We start from the raw sequence: 20380 nt of genomic DNA, 5'->3' as shown, positions 1-20380 counted from the left end.
GCCGGCTCAGCCGGCTTCGGGCTGCAATTGCTGCAGCAAGTATAGCCGTTGGTAGATGCCGCCCGTGGTCATCAATTCCTCGTGGCTTCCGGTTTCGGCGATCTGGCCGTGGTTGAGCACGATGATGCGGTCGGCGTCGCGGATGGTGGATAAGCGGTGGGCGATGGAGATCAGCGTGATCTGGCCGCGCAGCTGTTCCAGCGCTCTTTGCACCAGCTGCTCGGTTTCGCTGTCGATGTGGGAGGTGGCCTCGTCCAGTAGCAGGATGCGCGGCTTGCCCGCCAACGCGCGGGCGATGGCGATCAACTGCTTCTGACCGCTGGACAGCCGCGAGCCGCTCTCGCCCATATCGGTGTCGTAGCCCTGCTCCAGGGCCAGGATCAGATCGTGCGCGCCGGCGGCGCGCGCGGCGTCCTCAATTTGCTGCTGGGACAGCGGCCGGCCCATGGCGATGTTGTCGCGCGCGCTGGCGGCCAACAGGAAAGGCTCCTGCGGCACCAGGCCGACGCCGTCGCGGAAGGCCGCGTCGTCGAAGGCGGCCAGCGCTTGGTCGTCGATCAGGATCTCGCCGCTTTGCGGCGCGTAGAAGCGCAGCAGCAGCGACAACAGCGTGGACTTGCCGCTGCCGGTGTGGCCGACGATGCCGATGAAGCCGCCGGCTGGAATCTCCAGCGAAAGATCGGGCAGCACCGGCCGCTCCGGCTGATAGCCGAAACTCACCCGGCGGAAGCTGACCGCTCCCCGGCCAATGCGGCCCTGTCCGTGGCCGGCGGTCGCCGTCGGCTCCTGCAGCAGCGCGTCCACCCGCGCGGCCGCCACCACCGCTTGCTGCAGCTGGCTGAACTGCATGGTGATCTGGATCAACGGGTCCACCATGCGGCCGATATAGCTGATGAAGGCGTAGAGCACGCCGATCTGCAGCGCGCCCAGCGGACGCTGGCTGAAGCTGTAGATCACCCCGGCCAGCAACAGCACTTTCAGCAGGTCCAGCGCCGGACGCAGCAGCCAGGCGTTGGCGCTCAGTTCCGCGATCCGCGCCCGGTAGTAATTGTGGTTGGCCTGATCGAAGCGCTCGGCGAAGCGGCCGGTGGCGTTGGCGGCTTGCAGCACGCTCATGCCGGAGATGGATTCTGCCATCTGGGCGTTGATGTCGCTGCGCAGCGCGCGGGCGCGCGTCACCGACGGCGCGCTCCATCGCTGGTACAGCCAGACGATGGCCAGCATCGCCGGCAGCAGCAGCGCCGCCAGCAGCATCAGCCGCCAGTCCAGCCAGGCCATCGCCGCCATCACGCCGATCACCACGATGCTGCTGTCCAGCATCACGAACAGCACCTGCACATACAGCGCCTTCACCGACTCGGTGTCGTTGGTGACGCGGCTGACCAGTTGGCCGGTGATCGCCTTGTCGAAAAAGGCCATCGGCAGCCGGATCACGTGGCGGTAAACCTGCTCGCGCAGTCTTTGCACCGAGCGCATCGCCACGCCGGACAGGCGCACCAGTTGTAGATAGCGCAGGCTGGAGGCGGCGTAGCCGGCCATCAGACAGGCGAGCAGCAGCAGGCCCATTTCCAGCCACTGCGGCGTGCGCGGCAGCAGGTAGCGGTCGATGAACACCTTGCCCAGCAGCGGCGATAACGCTTCCATCAGCGCGGCGGCGATCAGCCACAGCGTGCCCCACAGCACATGGCGTTTTTCCGGCGCGGCGGATTGGCGCAGCAGGGCCACCGCCCGGCTGCGGTTGATCGCGGATTGATCAGATTTCATCCAGGCTGGCCTCCAGTTGTTGATAGCGCCACTGGCTGGCGTACCAGCCGTTCAGTTGCAGCAGCGCCTCGTGGCTGCCGGCTTCGGCGATGCCGCCGTGTTGCAGCACGACGATGTGGTCGGCGTCGGCCACCGCGGACAGCCGGTGGCTGGCGATGATCACGCTGCGGCCGCGGCGCGCCTCGCGCAGATGTTGCAGAATCTGGGTCTCGGTCTGGGTGTCCACCGCGGACAAGGCGTCGTCCAGCAGCAGCAGCGGCGCGTCGGCCAGCAAGGCGCGGGCGATGGCCAGGCGCTGGCGCTGGCCGCCGGACAAGGCCACGCCTTTTTCACCCACCGGGGTGGCGTAGCCCTGGGCCAGGCGCAGGATATCGTCGTGAACCGCGGCCAGCCGCGCTACGCGTTCGATGTCGCGCTCGGAGGCGTCAGGGCGCGTCAGCGCGATATTGTCGGCCACCGAAGCGGAAAACAGAAAGGATTCCTGCGGCACCCAGCTGATCGCCGCGCGCAAGGCGTCCATCTTGTATTCTTCCAGCGGCGTCCCGTTCCAACTGACGCTGCCGGCCGGTAGCGGATATTGGCGCAGCAGCAAGCGCAGCAGTGTGGATTTTCCGCTGCCGGTGGGGCCGACGATGCCCAGGGTCTGGCTGCGGCCCAGGCGCAGCTCGATCGCGCGCAGCGCCGGCGTCGCTTGCCCCGGATAAGTGAAGTCCAGGCCGTGCCAGCGCAGCTCGCCGGCCGGCTCCGCCGCGTTGACGCCGCTGTCGTCCACGGACTCGGGCGCGCTCAGCACCGGCTCCAGCCGGTTCCAGCCGGCGCGGCCACGCTCCAGCAGCGACAACACCCAGCCGGCGGCGAACATCGGCCAGATCAACTGGCCCAGATACATGCTGAAGCTGGTCAGCGCGCCTATGGTCAACTGCTGCTGCCATACCAGATAGCCGCCCACGCCTAGCGTGGTGGCCGCGGCAGTGCTCAGGGTCAGCCCCACCACCGGTTCGAACGCCGCCTCCCAACGCTGCGCCTCCAGGCTGTTGTCTGAGGCGGAAGCGGCCAGGCCGGCCAGTTCGCGGCTATTGCGTTCCTCCAGGCCCAGGGTGCGTAGGGTGCGGACCCCGCTCAGCGTCTCTTGAACGTGGTCGTTGAGCCGGCTGAAGCTTTGCAGCGAGCCGGCCCAGGCCTGGTGCACGCGGCGGGTGATGCGCCAGAAGGCGAAGGCCATTAGCGGGAAGGGCAGCAGCGCGGCGGCGGCCAGCCGCCAGTCTATGCCCAAGGTCATCATCGCCAGCACCATCACCAGGGTCAGGCTGCCGTCGAAGCCGGCCAGCATCGCTTCTCCGGCGGCCATCTCCACCGCGTCGATGTCGTTGGTGGCGCGCGCCATCAGGTCGCCGGTGCGTTGGTGATGGTAGAAGCCAGGCCCCTGGCGGCTTAGCCGCTGATACAGCCGGGTGCGCAATTCCACGCCCAATTGGTAGGCGGCGGCGAACAATTGCAGCCGCCAGCCGGCGCGCAGCAAGTAGATCACCACGCCGAACAGCAGCAGCCAGCTCAACTCGCGCAGCAGCTGCGGGCCGCCAAGCTCGCCCTTGGCCAGCAGGTCGACGATTTGGCCGATCTGGCGCGGAATCAGCACAGTGAGCACCGCCACGGCGGCCAGCATTAACGCCGCGCGTAGGTAGTAGGGCCAATGGCGGAGAACGAAGCCGCGCAGCAGCGCGGACAGGCTGGTGCCGGGGGCGAGATCGGACGGGCGTGGCATGGCGGAGGCGGGCTATCCGGATTGGGTATAGAGTCGAACATTCTATGCCGAATCCGATCGCGGTGTCAGAACCGGTTCAAGGTCTGCCGCGCTGCGGCGATACGGTATTGCAAAGGGTTTCGAAATGCTCATGTACCACGGGTACATTCCGCTTTTCCGGTTGCTTTCGCCTTGTTCCGCTCATGCGCGCAATTCTTTGTACAGGCTCAGGCCGGGCGGACCCGGCCTGGCGATTGCGCAACAGGGTTTAATTCGCTTGCGCCGCGGGCGTCAGCCGCGGTCTGCGCACTTTGTGATAGAGGACGATCAGCAACAGCAGGAAGGGCAGGCCGAAGACCAGGGTCAGCCGGAAGACCTCGGTAAAGATAGTGGTGACCATGATCGCCAGCATCAGCACCAGTCCGGTCAGCGTGCTGTAGGGAAACAGGCGCATCTTGAATGGCAGATCCAGCCCGCCGGCCTGATCGTGATGACGGCGGAAGCGAAGATGCGTGTAGAAGATCATCAGCCAGGTGAACATGGCGCCGAACATCGACAAGGAAATCATCAGCGTGAACGCCTGTTGCGGAAACAGCACGTACAGCACCGCCGCCAGCGCGATGCCGCTGGTGGACAGTAGAAGCGCGTTGACCGGAATGCCGCGCGGGTTCAGTTTGCCCAGCCCTATAGGCGCGTCGCCGGCGCGCGACAGGCTGAACATCATGCGGGTGGTGATGTAGAGCTGGCTGTTCATCGCAGACAGAGCGGCCACCACCACCACGAAGTTGAGGATGCCGGCTGCGTAGGGAATGTTCAGTACTTGCATCACGGTGACGAAGGGGCTGTTGCCGGCGCCGATGCGGCCCCAAGGCACGATGGCGATGATCAGGCTCAGCGACAGCAGGTAGAACACCACGAGCCGCGCGATGGTGGCGCGGAAAGCCTGGCGCACCGCCTGCTCCGGATTTTCCGCCTCGCCGGCGGCCACCGCGATCATCTCCACGCTCAGATAGCTGAAGATGGAAATGACCACCGCCACCCACATGCCCCAGACCCCGTTGGGGAAAAAGCCTCCATCGGCGCTGAAGTTGCGCGCGCCGTAAGCCGGATCGCCGCTGCCCCACACCACGTAGCAGCCCATCAGGATGAAGGCGATGATGGCGAAGATCTTGATGGAGGAGAACCAGTATTCCACAGTGCCGAAGGCCTTGACGCTGGCGGCGTTGACGCCGATCAGCGCGCTGGAGAATAGCAGGATCCAGATCCAGGGCGGGGCGTCTGGAAACCAGTAGCGCATGTATTCGGCCACCGCGGTGATTTCGGTGCCTACCGCCAGCACCACGCAGGCCCAATAGCTGTAGCGCACCAGGAAGCCGGCCAGAGGGCTGACGTAGTGCTCGGCGTAGGCGCCGAAGGAGCCGGAGGTGGCGTGCGCCACCGTCATCTCCGCCAGACAGCCCATCAGCAACAGGGTGATCAGGCCGCCAATGGCGTAGCTGAGCACCACGCTGGGTCCGGCGAAGCCGATGGCGAACTTGCTGCCGAGGAACAGGCCGGTGCCGATGGCGCCGCCGATGGCGATCATGCTCATTTGTCCGGCGGTGAGCCGGCGTTGCAGGCCTTGTTCCCTGTCTTTGATGTCCTGGAAGCTGCTCATGATGTTTCTCCTCTGTAGATGGCGCTGTTGCGGGATCTATCGTCCCTTGCGCTGTAGAGCCGCCGGCCGCGTAGCTATCGCGGGCGGCGGCTCTGTGGAAGCGCGGCGGCAGGGGCCGTCGCGCCGTTCCGGGCTCAGGTCACCGCGCCGCGGCGATGAAACTCCGGCCGGTCCCAACTGCCGCTGTCCAGAATCTCGCGCAGGATTTCCACCGCGTCCCAGATGTCGGCATGGCTCAGGTAAAGCGGTGTGACGCCGAAGCGAAGCACTTCCGGCTCGCGGTAGTCGCCGATGACGCCGTTGGCGATCAGCGCCTGCATCACCGCGAAGCCTTGCGGATGGCGGAAGCTGACGTGGCTGCCGCGGCGCGCGTGCTCGCGAGGAGTGATCAGAGTCAGCGGGTGGCTGCCGCAACGTTGTTCCACCAACTCGATGAACAGATCGGTCAGGGCCAGCGATTTGGCGCGCAGCTGTTGGCTATCCACCTCTCGCGCCACGTCCAGACCGGACTCCAGCAAGGCCAGCGACACGATGGGCTGGGTGCCGCACAGGAAGCGGCGGATGCCCTGGGCCGGCGCGTAGTCGGTGGCCATCTCGAAGGGTTTGGCATGGCCCCACCAGCCGGACAAGGGCTGCCAGAAAGTGTTTTGATGGCGAGGGGCGACCCAGATGAAGGCCGGCGAGCCCGGGCCGCCGTTCAGGTATTTGTAAGTGCAGCCCACGGCGAAGTCGGCGTCCGCGCCGTTCAGGTCAACCTGCAGCGCGCCGGCCGCGTGGGCCAGGTCCCAGATCGCCAGCGCGCCGCGTTGATGGGCGCTGCGGGTCACTGCGGTCATATCGTAGAGATAGCCGGTGCGGTAATTGACGTGGGACAGCAGCAGCACCGCCACGTCCTCGTCCAGCGCCTGTTCCAGCGGCAGCGCCTCGTCGATCAAGCGCAGTTCATAGCCCTGCTGCAGGAATTCGATCATGCCCTGGATCATGTAGAGATCGGTGGGGAAGTTGTCGCGCTCGGACAGAATCACCTTGCGTTCTGGGTGGGCTTGCCGCTGGATGCGCAAGGCCGCCGCCAGCGCCTTGAACAGATTGAGCGAGGTGGTGTCGGTGACCACGGTTTCGCCGGGGCCGGCGCCCAAGAGCGGCGCTAGCTTGTCGCCCAGCCGCGTCGGCATGTCGAACCAGCCGGCGGTGTTCCAGCTGCGGATCAGGTCATGGCCCCATTCGCGGGTGATTACCTGTTGGCTGCGCTCCAGCGCGCCCTTGGGCAGCACGCCCAGCGAGTTGCCGTCCAGATAGATGGTGTTGGCCGGAAGGTCGAACCGTTGGCGGAAGCCGGCCAGCGGGTCTTGCTGATCGGCGATGAGACAAGCTTCGCGAGTGTGTTTCATGGCGGGTCCTACACGAGAGGAGTGGAAACGGGCAAGGGCCGCAGCACGGCGCGCACCGGGCTGGCGTCCAGGTTCATCAACTTCAGAGGCAGCGCGATCAACTCGTAATCGCCCTCCGGCGCGTGGTCCAGCAGCAGTTGCTCCAGGATGGCCATGCGCTGACGCGCGGTGGCGTGGTGGGCGTCCATGGTTTTGCTGTCCATAGGGTCCAGCGAAGCGGTGTCGACGCCTATCAAGCGCACACCCTGGGCGCCCAACCAATCTATGGCAGCGGCCTCCACGCCGGGGAAGTCCGCGTCCCAGGCCTCCAGCGGGTAGCGCGCGTAGCTGCGGATCAACAGGCGCGGCGGCGGCGGGCCGGGCAGGGTTGCGAGCCGGGACTGGATCTGCTCCAGCCGGATCAACGGGCCGGGGGACAGGCAGTGAATCACCCGGCACGGCCCCAGGTAGGCGTCCAGCGCGACTTGGCCTATGCCTTGGCCGGCGGCCTGGAAGTGGGAGGGCGCATCGGCGTGCGCGCCGCTGTGCGGCGACAGGGTCAGCCGCGCCACGTTGACCGGACAGTGGGCGTCCAGCTGCCAGGCGGGGCTGGCGTCGAAAGCGGTGTCGCCGGGCCAGACCGGCAGGCCGGCGCGCAGCGGGGGACTGATATCAAGCAGCATGGAACGGTTCCTGAGCGATAAAAAGCCTGGAATCATGCTAGCACCAAGGCATCCGCCAGAAATTGCAAGTTGGTCTTGCTAATGGCATGCTTTTCGCAGGAACTGCAGCGGAATGGACAGATAACGATGGGAAATTGCAAATGCAGCTTGATGCGATAGATTGCCGGATTCTTTCCGCATTGCAACACAACGCCAGGCTCAGCAATCAGGACCTGGCCGATCAGGTGGCCCTGTCTCCGTCCGCCTGCCTGCGGCGGGTGCGCGCGCTGGAAAGCCAGGGTCTGATACGCGGTTATCACGCGCAGTTGGACCCGGCCCTGCTCGGCTACGAGCTGGAGGCCATCGTGCACGTGACCTTGGACCGGGCGCGCGAGGATTGGCACGAAGATTTCATGAACCGCATCCAGCAGTTCGAGGAAATCGCCGCCGCTTACATCGTCGCCGGGCCCAGCAACTACGTACTGCACGTCCGTTGCCGCAATCTGGCGGCTTTCAGCGGTTTCATCGTGGAGCGGCTGAACCGCATTCCCGGCATGCGCGACATCTGTTCCTACATCGTGATGCGCACGCTCAAGGATCAGCGCTGGGAAGTGCCGTTGGACGGCAAGTAGCGGAGGCGGCCGTTCCGCGGCGAGGATGGGGTGTCGCGTGGAGGCAAGCGTGAATATTAATGTTGCTAATGAGAATCATTAACATTAATTTCGGCGCTCCTACCCAAAGCACCCCCATCCACGCCATGAAATACCGGAGCCTTTCCGCCTGCCTGTTATTGTCGGCAGCCCATCCGCAAACCCTGCTGGCCGCCGAGTCCGCGCCGCAACTGGAAACCGTCCACGTCAGCGCCGAGCGCAAACCCGCGCTCTTGCATGGCGAGGTGCTGGACGCGGAGCAATTGCGCCGCGCGCGCGGCACCGGCAACGCCGATATCTTTTCCGCCCTGCCCAGCGTGCAGGTCAATAATATCCGCAACGAAGCCGGCGCCATCGATCTGGGCATCCGCGGCCTGCAGGGCGAAGGCCGGGTGCCGGTGTTGATAGACGGCAGCCTGCAATCCACCCACACCGCCCGCGGCTATCAGGGCACCAGCGACCGCACCTATATCGATTCGGACCTGATCAGCAAAGTCAGCGTGGAGGAGGGAGCCAGCAACGGCGCCTTCTCCAGCGGCGCGATCGGCGGCCTTGTGCAGATGCGCACCTTGGGCGTCGAGGACGTGCTGCGCCCCGGCAAGGATTTCGGCGTGCTGTTGAAGGGCAGCGTGTACAACAATAACAAGACGCCCACGGTGCCGGGAGACGAGCGCGACCAGGTTTATTACCAATTGAATAACGGCCTCAGCCCGCGAGTGTTCAACAACGGCTCGGCCACGCTGGCGCTGGCCTATCGGCAGTCCGGCCTGGACGCCTTGCTGGCCTACAGCAAGCGGCGCACCGGCAATTACTTCGCCGGCAGCCACGGTTTCGACGGCTACCCGGAGGCGGTGGTGTCGCGGGGCCAGGAGGTGGTGAACACCAGTTACGAAAGCGATTCGCTGCTGGCCAAGCTGGGCTTTGCGCTGAACGATGCGCAGCGACTGAAGCTGATCTTCCGCCGCCACCGCCAGCAGGCTGGCGAATTGCTGGCCGCCTACTGGTACAAGAACTCCAACGACAAGAACTTCCAGGAACTGCCGCCGGGCGTGGAGTCCATGCCGCAATGGGCGCTGGGCAGCGCCGTCGTGCACGCCTACAGCGCCAACTACAGCTATACGCCCAGCGACAACAAGCTGATCGACCTGAACCTGGGCCTGTGGGCCACCGAGGCGGATCTGGATCAGCACAACGGCTTATGGGCCGGCCGACCCGGCGCCTCCTACGGCGACCAGTACATGCATGCCTACAACAACAAGCGCCATGGCTTCAATTTGCTCAACCGTTCGGAACTGGATGTCCTGCCCTTGAGCCTGAGCTACGGCCTGGCTGTTCAGCAGGAGCGCACCCAGCCCACCAGCCGCTACACCGAGCAGCCGAGGCCGCTGGTAGCGTCGCGCAACGGCGTGCGCAACGAGCGCAGCCTGTTTGGCAACGCCGTGCTGTCCTATCGCTGGGCCAGCTTCTCCCTAGGCGCGAATCTGCATGGTTCGACCACGCGCGACTATTCAACCAATCTGGAAGCGGATTACGCGCCCAAGCTGGATTTGATCGGCCAGGTCGACGTTCATCTGGCCAAGTGGCTGGATGTCTACGCCAAGGGCGGCCGCGCCTATCGCACTCCCAGTCTGTATGAAACCACCACCTCCTCCGAGGTGTTCAGCTACAACCCGTACAACCCCTTGCGGCCGGAACGTTCGCTGAACCTGGAACTGGGCTTGAAGGCGAGCTTCCAGGACGTGTTCCGCGATCAGGAACGCATCGGCTTCAAGACCGCCTATTTCAACAACAAGGTGGCGGATTATATTTCCAGCGCCTGGCTGGACCGGACGCCGGGCATGCCGTCGTGGCAGGGCAATCTGACCTTCCTCAACTACGACAAGGTGGAGCTGCGCGGCTATGAATTCGGCGTGGACTACCACAGCCCGTCTTTCTTTGTGGAAGCCGCCGCCACCCGTTACCTGGACCCGGAAGTGTGCTCGGTGAACCAGGCGAGCCGGCGCGACGCTGCGGTGTGCAATCAGAACGGCTTTGCCTGGAGCTTGATCCCGACCCGCATCCCGCCTAAGAGCGTGTACGTCATTTCCGCCGGCAAGCATTGGCTGAACGGCGATCTGACCGTGGGCGGACGCTGGCGCTACCATTCGGGCAAGACCAATCCGGCGGGCTGGCTGAAGGGCACCGGCGCGCAACCGGTGCTGGAACTGGCGTCCGAGCGGCTGCTTGACCTATTCATCGAGTACCGCCTGAACAAGCAAGTCAACGTGAATTTCAATGTGGACAACCTGACCAACCGCTATGCGGTGGATCCCGGCTCCGTGATCAGCATGCCGATACCGGGGCGGACCATACGGATGGGGATGGAAGCGCGCTTCTGAGAACCTGTTTACGATCTGCTGTGCTTCGTGGAGCGTTGCACGGTGAGTACAAGCTCAAAATGCTTATGTACCACGAGTACATTCCGCTTTTTCGCTCGTTTTTACCTTGTCTTGCCCTTGCTTGCGAGACTTTGAACAGGCTCGGAGAAGCCGGCCGCGCGTTTTTTTGCCGTGGTAGGCGGGAATCTGCGCGACGGCCGGCGGTCTGTAGACTTTATGAGCCGCATGAGGCGGCCGCTTGATTCAGGGGGATAAACATGAGCATGAAAATGAAGTTGACGCTGGGCGCGGCGGTATTGGCCTTGGGGGCGTGGTTCTATGCGACGCCGTATCTGGCGGTGCGCGGCATGCAGCAGGCGCTGGACGCGCGCGACGCGGCCAAGTTGTCCGGCTATGTGGACTACCCCGCCTTGCGCAATAGTCTGAAAGAGGCTGTTGCGCCCAAGTCGGTGCTGGAGTTGAACCAATCCAAAGACAAGAATCCTTTGGCGGCGATGGGCGCGGCCATTGCCGACGCGGTGATCGCCCCGGTGGTGGACGCCATGGTGACGCCGGAAAGCCTGGCCTTGATGATGCGAGGGGTCAAGCCCAAGCCGGGCCTGCCGCAAGGCGGCACGGATGAGCCGGCGGCCGGCGGAGGCGGCGCAGCGTCGACGGAGCCGCGCGCCGGCGTCGACACGGCCATGGGCTATGAAGACATCGATCGTTTCGTGGTGACGGTCAAGCAGAAGGAGAAACCCGAACAGTCGCTCGGTCTAGTGTTCAAGCGCGACGGCTGGTTGGGCTGGAAACTGTCGGCGGTGCGCCTGCCGGAATAAGGACGGCTTCTTGAGACAACAAAAAACCCGCATAGCTTGCGCTGTGCGGGGTTTTTTTGGGTTTCGGCTTGCCAAATCGCTGGTGCCCAGAGTCGGACTCGAACCGACACACCTTGCGGCGGGGGATTTTGAATCCCCTGCGTCTACCAATTTCGCCATCCGGGCGTCTTCGGCATTCCGAGAGAACGAATAATAGCGATAGCAAATCGCTTTGTAAATCCTTTTTTCCCCTGGCGCTGGACGGCGGCTCAATCCTGCTTCAGTTTGAGCGCGAGGTCGTAGAGCTGTTTGCGGTTGCCGTCGCAGATTTGCGCGGTCAGGGAGGCCGCCTGCTTGGTGGGCAACTCTGCCGCCAGCAGCTTGAGCACGCGCACGGTGTTTTCCGGCACCGCGTCGTCGGCCTCGTCGCGTGCCGGGGCCGCGTCCAGAATCAATACAATCTCGCCGCGCTGCTGGTTGGAATCGGATTCCACCCACTCCAGCATTTCCTGGGCCGGCAGGTTCCGGAAGGTCTCGAAGGTCTTGGTCAGTTCGCGCGCCAGCAGCACGCGGCGCTCCGGGCCCAGCTCCGCCACGATGTCTCGCAGGGCGTCGACGATGCGGTGAGGCGCTTCGTAGCACACGGTCAGATATGGCGCGGACAGCCATTGGCGCAGCGTTTTGCGGCGCTCGCCGCTCTTGGGCGGCAAGAAGCCGTGGAACAAGAAGGAGGACGCGGTCAGGCCGCTGGCGGACAAGGCGGCGATCACCGCGCTGGAGCCGGGCACCGGCCGCACCGGCAAGCCGGCGGCGCGCACCGCTTCCGCCAGCCGCGCGCCGGGGTCCGACACCGCCGGAGTGCCGGCATCCGACACCTGCACCACGATTTGGTCTTCGGACAGCCAGCGCACCACTTGTTCGGCCATGCCGCGCTCATTGTGCTCGCGCAGGCTGACCAGGCGTTTAGCGTGGATGCCGTAGGCGGACAGCAGTTGTCCGGTGACGCGCGTGTCCTCGGCGCAGACCACATCGGCGGCGCTGAAAGCCGCCAAGGCGCGGGCGCTGATGTCCGCCAGATTTCCAATGGGCGTGGCCACCACATATAATGTGCCGCGACAGAAACTTTCCCTGGCTGATTCAAGCAGATGAGCGAACGAAGTATGCAAAGACTGACTCCGCTGTTGGTTGGCGTCTTGATGACTTGGTTGACGCCGACAATGGCGCAAACCCCGGACTATATCATCCAAAGCAACACCGCGCCGCTCAAGTTGCTGGGCCAGCCGGCGCCTAAGCCGCTTGTTCCGGCGGCCGCGCCGCGCGACGCCAGCGCGACGGCGGCGAAACCGCAGCCGGCCAACGGCCGCCTGCGCGTCGGCCTGCTGCTGCCCACCGGCTCAGCCACTCTGGGCGAAGCCGCCGCGGTGGTGCGCAGCGGGGTGGAGGCGGCGGCGAGCGTGGATCAGAACGCCGAGCTGGTGCCCATCGACGCGTCCGAGGACACCGCGGTGGCCAGCTACCGCCAGGCGCTGGCCGGCGGGGTCAATGTGGTGATAGGCCCGTTGTCGCGCGGCGCCATCGCCGCGGTGGCGCCGCTGGTGTCTGTGCCCACGCTGGCCTTGAATTCGATAGGCCGCGAAGTGCCGGCCAATCCCAAACTGTTCTCCTTGTCGCTGATCGTCGAAGGCGAGGCGCGCCAAGTGGCGCGCCTGATGCATGAAGACGGCCGGGCCAACCCCTTGCTGCTGTTCGGCGCGGACAACCTGTCCCAGCGGTTGCGTCAGGCTTTCATCGACGAGTGGCGGGTCCTGAGCCGAGGCAAGTCGCCCATGGCCTTGGAGGCCAAGCAGGACAGCTTGCCTGCGATACTGCAGGCGGCGGTCGGCTCGGACGCGGTGTTCATGGCGCTGGACGCTCACGAGGCGGGCATCGTCAAGACCGCGCTGGCGCCGGAGTTGCCAGTGTACGGCACCTCCCAGCTTAACGGCCGGGGCAGCGCGGCGGCCTTGGCCGGAGTGAGGGTGATAGACATGCCCTGGTTCCTGATGCCGGAGCACCCGGCGGTGAAGCGCTATCCGCGGCCTGCGGCGGCGTTGACGGTGCAGACCGAGCGTTTGTACGCGCTGGGCGTGGACGCCTGGCGGCTGGCGGTGCTGCTGGCGGGCGCCAGGCAGCCGGCGGGGCTGAGGCTGGACGGCGTCACCGGCGACCTGAGGCTGGGGCGCGACCGTCTGTTCGAGCGCCAACTGCCGATGGCGGTGCTAAGCCTGGAGCAGCCGTAGTGAATCTCCAGGGCCGGCTCGCCGAGGATAGGGCGCTGGCCTGGCTGCTGAGGCGGGGTCTGACGCTGGTGGAGCGCAACTGGTCCTGTCGCGGCGGCGAAATCGATCTGATCATGCGCGATGGGCGCTACTGGGTGTTCATCGAGGTGCGCCATCGCGCCAGCGCGGCCTTTGGCGGCGCGGCCGCGAGCATAGGCGCGGCCAAGCAAAGGAAACTCATGCTGGCCGCCGAGGTCTATCTGTCCCAAAAGGGAATAGACGCGCCATGCCGTTTTGACGCGGTGTTGACCGTGGGCGAGGCGGAGCCGCAATGGTTGCAGAATATTTTCATGTAGTGCTATGGGCCGACAGGCCCTAGAGAGATAAGGATGTCCCATGGATTTGATTGACCGCGTCAGCGGGCATTTCCTGGAAAGCATCGCCATCAAGCAAGAGGCGATGGAGCTGTTGGCGCCGGCGATAGCCGCGGCGGCGGAACAGATGGTGGCTTGCCTGATGAACGAAGGCAAGATTCTGGCTTGCGGCAATGGCGGTTCGGCGGCGGACGCGCAAAACTTCGCCGCGGAAATGGTGGGGCGCTTCGAGAAGGAGCGGCCGGGATTGGCGGCGATTTCGCTAGCCACAGACAGTTCCGCCTTGACCGCTATCGGCAACGATTACGATTTCGACATGGTGTTTTCCAAGCAAGTGCGCGCGCTGGGGCATACCAACGATTTGCTGCTGGCGATTTCGGCGTCCGGCAATTCCGCCAATGTGATCGAAGCCATCTACGCGGCGCACGAGCGCGGCATGAGCGTGATCGCCTTGACCGGCATGGACGGCGGCAAAGTGGCCGAGATCCTGTCGCCGGAAGACATTCAGTTGATCGTGCCGGCGTTGCGCCGTTGCCGGATTCAGGAAGTGCACACCCTGGTGGTCCACGCCTTGTGCGACACCATTGATTACATGCTGTTGGGAGGTGAATGATGAAGCGTCGCGTATTCGCGGTATTGCTGGCTGCTGGTTTCAGCAGCGCCTTGAGCGGTTGTTTCGGCGTAGTGGCGGCGGGCGCCGCCGGCGGCGCGCTGGTGGCCACCGACCGTCGCACTAGCGGCGCTTATGTGGACGATCAGGGCATCGAACTGAAAGCCGCCGACCAGATCGGCAAACTGTTGCCGTCCGCCCACGTCAACACCACCAGCTTCAACCGCGCGGTGTTGCTGACCGGCGAAGTGCCCAGCGAGCAGGCGCGCCAGCAAGCGGAACTGACCGCGCGCGGCATCCCCAATGTGCGCCGCGTGTTCAACTACACGGTAGTGGCGCCGTCGTCCGGCTTTTCCGAGCGCAGCAGCGATACCTGGGTGACCAGCAAGGCGCGCACGCGCCTGCTGGACGGCAAAGGCTACAACCCCAACAACGTCAAGGTAGTGACCGAGCGCGGCGTGGTCTACATGCTGGGCATGGTGACCCAGGCCGAAGGCGCGGCGGCGGCGAAGGTGGTCAGCGAGACTTCCGGCGTGCAAAAGGTGGTGACCCTGTTCGAATACATCAACGACATCGCGCAGTGACGCGGATGTCCCGCGATGACCAGCCCGGCTTACGCCGGGTTTTTTCATTGTCAGTCGGAGCGGGGACGAGGAATCGCCTATTTTTTTAGGAAAAATCCTATGTCCGCTTGCCAGCGGTTCTGCTGGAATTTGCCTTGCTGCCGAATCCTTGGGTTTCGGCGTATTTCTGACGCCTGGCATCGGCCAGGCGTACCGGCAACGCAGTTGGAAAGATGGGCGAGGACGCGGCTTTATGAACCAGGCGGGCAAGATATCGGCGGAGACACGGGAGCGCATTATCGCGGCGGCTACGGAACTATACGAGAAGTCCGGTCGCAAGCGGCTCCCCGCCGTGGACCAGGTCCGCCAACTGGCGGGCGTGGACATGGACTCCGCCAGTGTGGTGCTCAAAGACTGGCGACGAGTGCAGCCGGCGACGGCGGCGGCCTTGGACGGGGAGGTGCCGGAAGGCGTCAGCCAGGCGGGGCTGGCCGCGCTGGAAGCCATCTGGACGCAAGCCAAGGCGCTGGCCAACGACAGCTTGAGCGCCGCCCAGGCGGCCTGGGAGCGCGAGCGATCCGAGTTGGATCAACTGCGTGCCGAGCTTGCCGGCGCTTTCGAACGTCAGGCGGCGGAGCTGGACGCCACGCGCCGCCAACTGTCCTCCTCTCTAGCCTTAGCCGCGCAGCAGGCGCAGGACCTGGCGGTGGCGCAGCCGCAGGCGGAAGCATTCCGCGAGCGTATGGACAAGGCCGAGGCCCGAGTCGGCGAACTGGAGCGGGAGCTATCCGAGGCGAAAAGCCAGTTGCTGCGAGCCCAGAGCGAATTGCGCCTGAGTGCCGCGGACGGCCAAGCGGCGGAAAACGCGCTAGCCAAGTTGCGTGGCGAATTGCTGCAAGCGGGCGCCAGCGCCGCGATGAAGGCGGAAGTGGCTCGGATCAAAACGCCTCCCAAACCGATGGCCGCGCCGGAGCCCGGCGACGAGGAACCTTCCTTGACGGCCGCCTACACGCCGCAACCGGCCGCCGAGGATATTCTGAAGTTTCGTTGATGCGTAGCGCGGCCGCCGTCAGTGCTGGGGAATCAGCACGTCGGCGCATAGCACGTGCATGATCTCGTCGATTTCTATCGCCATCGAGATAGTTACGCAGGAGCGGGTGTCGGTCATGGACAGATAAGGCTCGCTCATATACAGCACGCCGGGTTGGTCCACCGCATGTTGAAAGTAGCTGCGCCGCGACCAGACGGCGCCGGTGGTGTCCACCAGCGGCGCGAACTTGGGATTGGCGGCGGCCCGCGGCTGGCGGCTGTTCAGGTTGCGGCCGATCTGGCGTCCGGCGCTGTCCAGCAGGAAGCAGCGCACCACGTCCGGCAGTGCCAGCATCGGCTTGGCGGCCAAGTCGAACGGCGTGCCTTGCATGAGCGAGATGGCGCTTTGAACAAAAGATTGTCGCGCCAGCTCGATCTGGCGCCGGGTCAGTTTGCGTTTCAGCAGTTCGCGCGCCATCAGCTCATCCCAGCGTTCATCGATGCGAGGGGTGATGATGTGGTCCTGATCCGGCTGATCGCTGGGGTGAGCGACGAAATAGCCTTGCACCAAATCGCAGCCCGACTCCAGCGCGATCAGCACGTCCTGATCGGTTTCTATCCCTTCCTCCACCACCAAAGCACCAATTTCGTGCATCAACCGCACCAGCTTGGCCAGCAGGTTGCGGGTGCGCGGCTGATGGACGGCGGCGCGCAGCAGGTGCCGGTCGAATTTGACCAAGTCCGGTTCTAGCTGGCAGACGCGGTCCAGGTTGGAGTGGCCGACGCCAAAGTCGTCGATGGCGATCAGAAACCCGCTGCCTTTCAGTACATTCACCCCTTCAATCAGCGCCTCGTCCACTTCCAGAACATGTTCCAGCACTTCCAGCACCACTTGGCTGGGGTCTAGCCCGGCGGCCTTGATGCTGTTGGCCAAGGCCATCGCGCGCTCTGGCCGCGATAAGGACGCGGCGTCGATATTGAGAAACAGCCAGCAAGGGTGGTCGCTCTGCATCTGGCTGAAACGGACGGCATGGGCTTCGCTCGCAGCCAGATCCAACTGGTGGCGGCGTTCGGGAGAGACGACGGAGTAAAAGGCCTCCGCCGGCGTCAGCGGGGAGGTATCCTGTCTGGCGCGCAGCAAGGCTTCCATTCCTATCGTGCGGCGATGAGCCAGGCTGTAGATAGGCTGGAAGTGACTGCCGAGTTTCAAGCCGGCATGCTCGAATTCTTTCATGGAATAGCTGCCCTCCGTGGCGCGGACTCTATGGCCAGTATTGTTTTTTTGCCTGAAGCAATTGGCATTCCAGTTTAGTGCATCGCTATTAAAAATAAAAAACGGGCCAAGAGGCCCGTTTGGATAAAGATGTTAAAAACCTTATTACTGTTGGATGCCCGCCACCAACCACTTGCCGTTGGTGCTGTCGTCCTTGATGTAGTGCCAGTATTCGGTGAACGGCTCGGCCGGCGCGTTTACGGCTTCGCTGACCATGCCGGAGAAGCGCACGCTGGCGATATAGCGGTTGCCTTCGGTGCTGGCTTCGGACAGCTGGCAGTCCAGCTGCGGGAAGTCGGCCACGTCGGTATTGCCGGCGATGTCCTCGCGCAAGGCGTTGAACAGGTCCGGCGTCATGTACTTGCGCACTTCTTCCAGGCTTTCCGTGCTGTTCAAGCTTTGCAGGTGCAGGAAGGTGGCCTTGGCCTGACGCAGGAAGTGCGGGGTCTCGGTGCCGTCCGGCAGGCGCGCGGGCGCCTCGCTGATCACGCCGCCGCCAAAGCCGGCTTGCGCGCCGCCCAGGCCGGAGCCGATTTTCGGGATGGAGTCGAAACGGGCCGGTTCTTGATAGCCGCCCATATTCTGCGGCATGCCCGCTGCTTGCGGTGCAGCCATGGCCGGACGCGCCGCTCCGGCTTTGCGGCGGAAGAACATATAGCCGCCTACCAGCACCAGGCCCAGCAGGGCCAGCGTGCCCCAGGGCATGCCGCCGCTCTTCTGCGGCTGCTGGCCTTGGGCTTGCGCCGCGAGGGCCGGATCTGCGTTGCCGTTAGCCGTGGCGGGAGCTTGCTGTTGTCCGCCTTTGTCGCTCATGGCGGAGCCCAGCATATAACCGGCTGCCGCGCCGGCCGCGCCTGCGGCTACGGCGGTGCCGATGCCGGGGCCGGACTTGGGTTGAGCTTGAGCAGGCGCAGGCGCTTGCGCGGGCGGAGCCACCGGGCGTGCCGGCGCTTGTTGTTGGTAAGAACGGGTGGGGGCCGAGCGCTGCATGCCGGCGCTCTTGCCTTTACCTAGGCGGGCCGCTTCCGCGAACGGGGCGGCCAACATGGAAACCATGGTGAAGGCGAGCATGATCGTCTTCGCGCGGGTGGTCATATTTGCTTTTTTCCTGAGTGGTTGGTATCGCCCCGGTATGACTGGAGCGCAAAAAATTAGTTCGGGGTCAATGGCTGAATTTCAATGACTTGCGCATGGTTTTTTTCCACGCGGAAGCGCACGTTCCACTGGTGCAGCGCCACGCCGTAAATCCGTTCCGGGTCATCCTGGTAGGCCGGGCGCGGATCCTGGGCCAGCACCTGTTCCACCAGCGCGGCGAAATCGTCCGGCAGGCTGGCTTCGGTGGCCAGTTGCGCGTGAGCTGCGGCGTCCCAGCCCACGCTCAATTGCGGCGGCGGGCCATCGACGAAGCCGCCGCGGGCGTCGGGCCTGGCTTCGACGAAGGGTATATAGGGTTTGATGTCCAGCACCGGGGTGCCGTCCAGCAGGTCGGCGCCCTCCAGCGTCAGCACCACCTTGGGCTGGGTGTCGATCCGCAGCAGGCGCACCAGCGACAGCCCCAGCGGGTTGGGGCGATGGGTGGCGCGGCTGGCGAATACGCCGACCTTGGCGTTGCCGCCCAGCCGCGGCGGGCGCACCAGCGGCTGCCAACCGCGCTCGGCGGTTTGATGGAACACGAAGCTGATCCAGACGTGGGAAAACGCGTCCAGACCGCGCACCATGTCGGGGTGGTCGTAGGGCGGCAGCAGTTCCAGCGTGATGCGGGCGGCGTTGACCAGCGAGGGCTGGCGGGGGATGCCAAATTTTTCGCGGTAGGGCGAATGGATCACGCCTACCGTTTCAAAGGTGTGGCTCATGGCCGGATTGTAGCATTGCTGCCCCACAGCTTTATTCCTGCTATGCCGAAGAGAACAGCCGCGCAAGTAAAGCAACGGCAGCCGCCAATGCGCCTATGCCCAATATCAGAGAGATCGAAACGTGGAGCCAGAAACGGAAGGACCGGTCTTGTCTCAAGATGTTTGTCCGTGATCTGTAATCATGGAATACACCGGTATGGATGGCTGTGCGGGTATGGCTCAGGGAGGCACAAGCAAGAAAAAGCAGCAAGGCGATGAGGGCGCAGCCGCGTAGCATCGGGTAAGCGCTCTGGAGCAGGCTGGCGAGGATTAGGAGCAAGAGCAGGATGGGTGCAATGGCGCGGGTGACCGAGGGAGGCCTGGGCATGATGGTGCTGGGCGGACAGTGAATTCGTCCATCATGCGGCTTGTGGCTGCAAAATGAAAGATGCGCCTGACGGCGCATCTACATTATTGGCAGCTTGGTACAGATCAGCCGACGAAGTGCTTGTTGTAGCGACTGCTCAGCCGGCCCATGGGCAGCAGCATGAAGAAGTCCGCGCAGTTGAAGTCCGGGTCCCAGGCCGGCTCGCCGCAGATATAGGCGCCGGCGCGCAGATAGCCCTTGATCAGCGCCGGCAGCGGCGCGGAGGGAGCGTCGTCGCAGACTCGGTCCAGAGGCAGCGGCAGGTGGGGGAACACCCGCCATTCCGCCGGCGACAGGTGCTTGGCTTCCAGTTGACGGTACAGACTGACCGCCTGGTGGCCGCCGTCGCTCAGCGACACGCTGGCGCAGCCGGCCAGGTATTGACCGCCGTGCAGTTGAACGTAGTCGGCCAGGCCGGACCAGAGCAGGGCGATCACCGCTCCGGAGCGGAAATCGCGGTGCACGCAGGAGCGGCCCACTTCGATCAGGCCGGCGCGCAGGTGGGCCAGCCGGGTCAGGTCGAACTCGTGCTCGGAATACAGGCTGGGCGCGCGGCGCGCCATGGCCGGGGACAGCATGCGGTAAGTGCCCACCACCAGGCCGCTGGCGGCGTCTTCCACGATCAGGTGGTCGCACAACTCGTCGTACTCGTCGCAATCGATGCCTAGATCGTGCGAGGCGAGCTCCGCGCCCATTTCTCCGGCAAACACATCGAAGCGCAGCTTCTGCGCGCGGCGGATATCCTGCGCTTCACTGGCCACGCGCACGCTCAGGCGCGGTTTGGCGCTCACGGCAAGCTGTTCATTTAGCAGCATGTTTTGCTCCCTTTTGTGGTGAGCCCCATGCTAGGCAGCTTGTTTGACGCGGCGATGTCTTTAATATGACTATCGGGTGACCGGCGCTTGACGTCGCGGTTACCAGCTGGATTTATTGAAATCAACGACTTACGCTGGTTCAGGATTTGGCGTAGAATAGGCCGTTTTTCCGTTCGATTTGCT

At 64.4% G+C, this 20380-nt stretch carries 18 protein-coding genes and 1 tRNA gene; 8 read left to right on the top strand and 11 right to left on the bottom strand.

Annotation, left to right across the window (positions count from 1 at the left end; all coding sequences use genetic code 11):
- Positions 1-6: 6 nt before the first annotated feature.
- The 5 genes from B0T39_RS03875 to kynB all read right to left on the bottom strand — a co-directional run bounded on the left by B0T39_RS03875 (position 7) and on the right by kynB (position 7212).
- Positions 7-1764 carry an ABC transporter ATP-binding protein gene (locus B0T39_RS03875; RefSeq protein WP_081544892.1) on the bottom strand — a complete coding sequence of 586 codons (1758 nt, stop codon included), beginning with the start codon at positions 1762-1764 and terminating at the stop codon, positions 7-9.
- Complete coding sequence (locus tag B0T39_RS03870; RefSeq protein ID WP_081544891.1) at positions 1754-3526, bottom strand: ABC transporter transmembrane domain-containing protein; 1773 nt, start codon at positions 3524-3526, stop codon at positions 1754-1756. The genes B0T39_RS03875 and B0T39_RS03870 overlap by 11 nt, the downstream gene beginning before the upstream one ends.
- A 247-nt stretch (positions 3527-3773) precedes the next feature.
- On the bottom strand, positions 3774-5162 hold the full coding sequence (locus tag B0T39_RS03865) for an amino acid permease (RefSeq protein WP_141111072.1): 1389 nt from the start codon (positions 5160-5162) through the stop codon (positions 3774-3776).
- A gap of 134 nt (positions 5163-5296) precedes the next feature.
- Entirely contained in the window at positions 5297-6550 is a 1254-nt protein-coding gene (gene kynU / locus B0T39_RS03860; RefSeq protein ID WP_081544889.1) for a kynureninase, read from the bottom strand.
- An 8-nt stretch (positions 6551-6558) separates the two neighbouring features.
- Positions 6559-7212: an arylformamidase gene (kynB, locus tag B0T39_RS03855; protein ID WP_081544888.1), complete on the bottom strand. Its 654-nt coding sequence runs from the start codon at positions 7210-7212 to the stop codon at positions 6559-6561.
- A gap of 140 nt (positions 7213-7352) precedes the next feature.
- Between kynB and B0T39_RS03850 the strand changes: the two genes are divergently transcribed.
- The 3 genes from B0T39_RS03850 (at position 7353) to B0T39_RS03840 (ending at position 11037) form a co-directional block, all read left to right on the top strand.
- Entirely contained in the window at positions 7353-7823 is a 471-nt protein-coding gene (locus B0T39_RS03850; protein ID WP_043589560.1) for an Lrp/AsnC family transcriptional regulator, read from the top strand.
- Between the two features lie 125 nt (positions 7824-7948).
- Positions 7949-10219, top strand: a complete 2271-nt coding sequence (locus B0T39_RS03845) for a TonB-dependent receptor domain-containing protein (protein ID WP_176219476.1) — start codon at positions 7949-7951, stop codon at positions 10217-10219.
- A gap of 257 nt (positions 10220-10476) precedes the next feature.
- Positions 10477-11037, top strand: coding sequence for a DUF2939 domain-containing protein (locus B0T39_RS03840; RefSeq protein WP_081544886.1), 561 nt, complete (start codon positions 10477-10479; stop codon positions 11035-11037).
- An 80-nt stretch (positions 11038-11117) separates the two neighbouring features.
- Here B0T39_RS03840 and B0T39_RS03835 read toward each other — a convergent pair.
- Positions 11118-11202 (bottom strand) — tRNA-Leu (locus B0T39_RS03835).
- Between the two features lie 83 nt (positions 11203-11285).
- On the bottom strand, positions 11286-12182 hold the full coding sequence (rsmI, locus tag B0T39_RS03830) for a 16S rRNA (cytidine(1402)-2'-O)-methyltransferase (protein WP_176219475.1): 897 nt from the start codon (positions 12180-12182) through the stop codon (positions 11286-11288).
- Here rsmI and B0T39_RS03825 point away from each other — a divergent pair.
- The 5 genes from B0T39_RS03825 to B0T39_RS03805 all read left to right on the top strand — a co-directional run bounded on the left by B0T39_RS03825 (position 12177) and on the right by B0T39_RS03805 (position 15872).
- On the top strand, positions 12177-13295 hold the full coding sequence (locus B0T39_RS03825) for a penicillin-binding protein activator (RefSeq protein ID WP_081544884.1): 1119 nt from the start codon (positions 12177-12179) through the stop codon (positions 13293-13295). The genes rsmI and B0T39_RS03825 overlap by 6 nt on opposite strands.
- Positions 13295-13630, top strand: a complete 336-nt coding sequence (locus tag B0T39_RS03820; protein WP_019102462.1) for a YraN family protein — start codon at positions 13295-13297, stop codon at positions 13628-13630. The genes B0T39_RS03825 and B0T39_RS03820 overlap by 1 nt, the downstream gene beginning before the upstream one ends.
- Positions 13631-13670: 40 nt before the next feature.
- Positions 13671-14261 (top strand): phosphoheptose isomerase, encoded by a 591-nt coding sequence (locus B0T39_RS03815; RefSeq protein ID WP_081544883.1) that lies wholly within the window; start codon positions 13671-13673, stop codon positions 14259-14261.
- Entirely contained in the window at positions 14258-14842 is a 585-nt protein-coding gene (locus tag B0T39_RS03810; RefSeq protein ID WP_231138275.1) for a BON domain-containing protein, read from the top strand. The genes B0T39_RS03815 and B0T39_RS03810 overlap by 4 nt, the downstream gene beginning before the upstream one ends.
- A 232-nt stretch (positions 14843-15074) precedes the next feature.
- Positions 15075-15872: a DNA-binding protein gene (locus B0T39_RS03805; protein WP_019102459.1), complete on the top strand. Its 798-nt coding sequence runs from the start codon at positions 15075-15077 to the stop codon at positions 15870-15872.
- An 18-nt stretch (positions 15873-15890) separates the two neighbouring features.
- Here the strand turns inward: B0T39_RS03805 and B0T39_RS03800 are convergent, their stop codons facing one another.
- The 4 genes from B0T39_RS03800 to B0T39_RS03780 all read right to left on the bottom strand — a co-directional run bounded on the left by B0T39_RS03800 (position 15891) and on the right by B0T39_RS03780 (position 20197).
- Positions 15891-17084, bottom strand: a complete 1194-nt coding sequence (locus B0T39_RS03800; protein ID WP_019102458.1) for a sensor domain-containing phosphodiesterase — start codon at positions 17082-17084, stop codon at positions 15891-15893.
- A 144-nt stretch (positions 17085-17228) separates the two neighbouring features.
- A complete protein-coding gene (locus B0T39_RS03795) occupies positions 17229-18218 on the bottom strand; it encodes a Tim44 domain-containing protein (RefSeq protein WP_081544882.1) in 990 nt (329 codons plus the stop codon).
- A 56-nt stretch (positions 18219-18274) separates the two neighbouring features.
- A complete protein-coding gene (gene tsaA, locus B0T39_RS03790) occupies positions 18275-18976 on the bottom strand; it encodes a tRNA (N6-threonylcarbamoyladenosine(37)-N6)-methyltransferase TrmO (RefSeq protein WP_081544984.1) in 702 nt (233 codons plus the stop codon).
- A gap of 471 nt (positions 18977-19447) precedes the next feature.
- Complete coding sequence (locus B0T39_RS03780) at positions 19448-20197, bottom strand: GNAT family N-acetyltransferase (protein ID WP_043589572.1); 750 nt, start codon at positions 20195-20197, stop codon at positions 19448-19450.
- Positions 20198-20380: the final 183 nt, after the last annotated feature.

Source organism: Chromobacterium haemolyticum (assembly GCF_002081825.1).
GTDB classification, from domain to species: domain Bacteria; phylum Pseudomonadota; class Gammaproteobacteria; order Burkholderiales; family Chromobacteriaceae; genus Chromobacterium; species Chromobacterium fluminis.
Note: the sequence above shows the minus strand (reverse complement) of the source record. Positions and strands in the feature narration are given on the sequence as shown.

What these genes read in the sequence shown, in the direction of transcription:
- B0T39_RS03875 (WP_081544892.1), bottom strand. Translation starts at nt 1,764, where the DNA reads ATGAAATCTGATCAATCCGCGATCAACCGCAGCCGGGCGGTGGCCCTG.
- B0T39_RS03870 (WP_081544891.1), bottom strand. Translation starts at nt 3,526, where the DNA reads ATGCCACGCCCGTCCGATCTCGCCCCCGGCACCAGCCTGTCCGCGCTG.
- B0T39_RS03865 (WP_141111072.1), bottom strand. Translation starts at nt 5,162, where the DNA reads ATGAGCAGCTTCCAGGACATCAAAGACAGGGAACAAGGCCTGCAACGC.
- kynU (WP_081544889.1), bottom strand. Translation starts at nt 6,550, where the DNA reads ATGAAACACACTCGCGAAGCTTGTCTCATCGCCGATCAGCAAGACCCG.
- kynB (WP_081544888.1), bottom strand. Translation starts at nt 7,212, where the DNA reads ATGCTGCTTGATATCAGTCCCCCGCTGCGCGCCGGCCTGCCGGTCTGG.
- B0T39_RS03850 (WP_043589560.1), top strand. Translation starts at nt 7,353, where the DNA reads ATGCAGCTTGATGCGATAGATTGCCGGATTCTTTCCGCATTGCAACAC.
- B0T39_RS03845 (WP_176219476.1), top strand. Translation starts at nt 7,949, where the DNA reads ATGAAATACCGGAGCCTTTCCGCCTGCCTGTTATTGTCGGCAGCCCAT.
- B0T39_RS03840 (WP_081544886.1), top strand. Translation starts at nt 10,477, where the DNA reads ATGAGCATGAAAATGAAGTTGACGCTGGGCGCGGCGGTATTGGCCTTG.
- B0T39_RS03825 (WP_081544884.1), top strand. Translation starts at nt 12,177, where the DNA reads ATGCAAAGACTGACTCCGCTGTTGGTTGGCGTCTTGATGACTTGGTTG.
- B0T39_RS03815 (WP_081544883.1), top strand. Translation starts at nt 13,671, where the DNA reads ATGGATTTGATTGACCGCGTCAGCGGGCATTTCCTGGAAAGCATCGCC.
- B0T39_RS03810 (WP_231138275.1), top strand. Translation starts at nt 14,258, where the DNA reads ATGATGAAGCGTCGCGTATTCGCGGTATTGCTGGCTGCTGGTTTCAGC.
- B0T39_RS03805 (WP_019102459.1), top strand. Translation starts at nt 15,075, where the DNA reads ATGAACCAGGCGGGCAAGATATCGGCGGAGACACGGGAGCGCATTATC.
- B0T39_RS03800 (WP_019102458.1), bottom strand. Translation starts at nt 17,084, where the DNA reads ATGAAAGAATTCGAGCATGCCGGCTTGAAACTCGGCAGTCACTTCCAG.
- B0T39_RS03795 (WP_081544882.1), bottom strand. Translation starts at nt 18,218, where the DNA reads ATGACCACCCGCGCGAAGACGATCATGCTCGCCTTCACCATGGTTTCC.
- tsaA (WP_081544984.1), bottom strand. Translation starts at nt 18,976, where the DNA reads ATGAGCCACACCTTTGAAACGGTAGGCGTGATCCATTCGCCCTACCGC.
- B0T39_RS03780 (WP_043589572.1), bottom strand. Translation starts at nt 20,197, where the DNA reads ATGCTGCTAAATGAACAGCTTGCCGTGAGCGCCAAACCGCGCCTGAGC.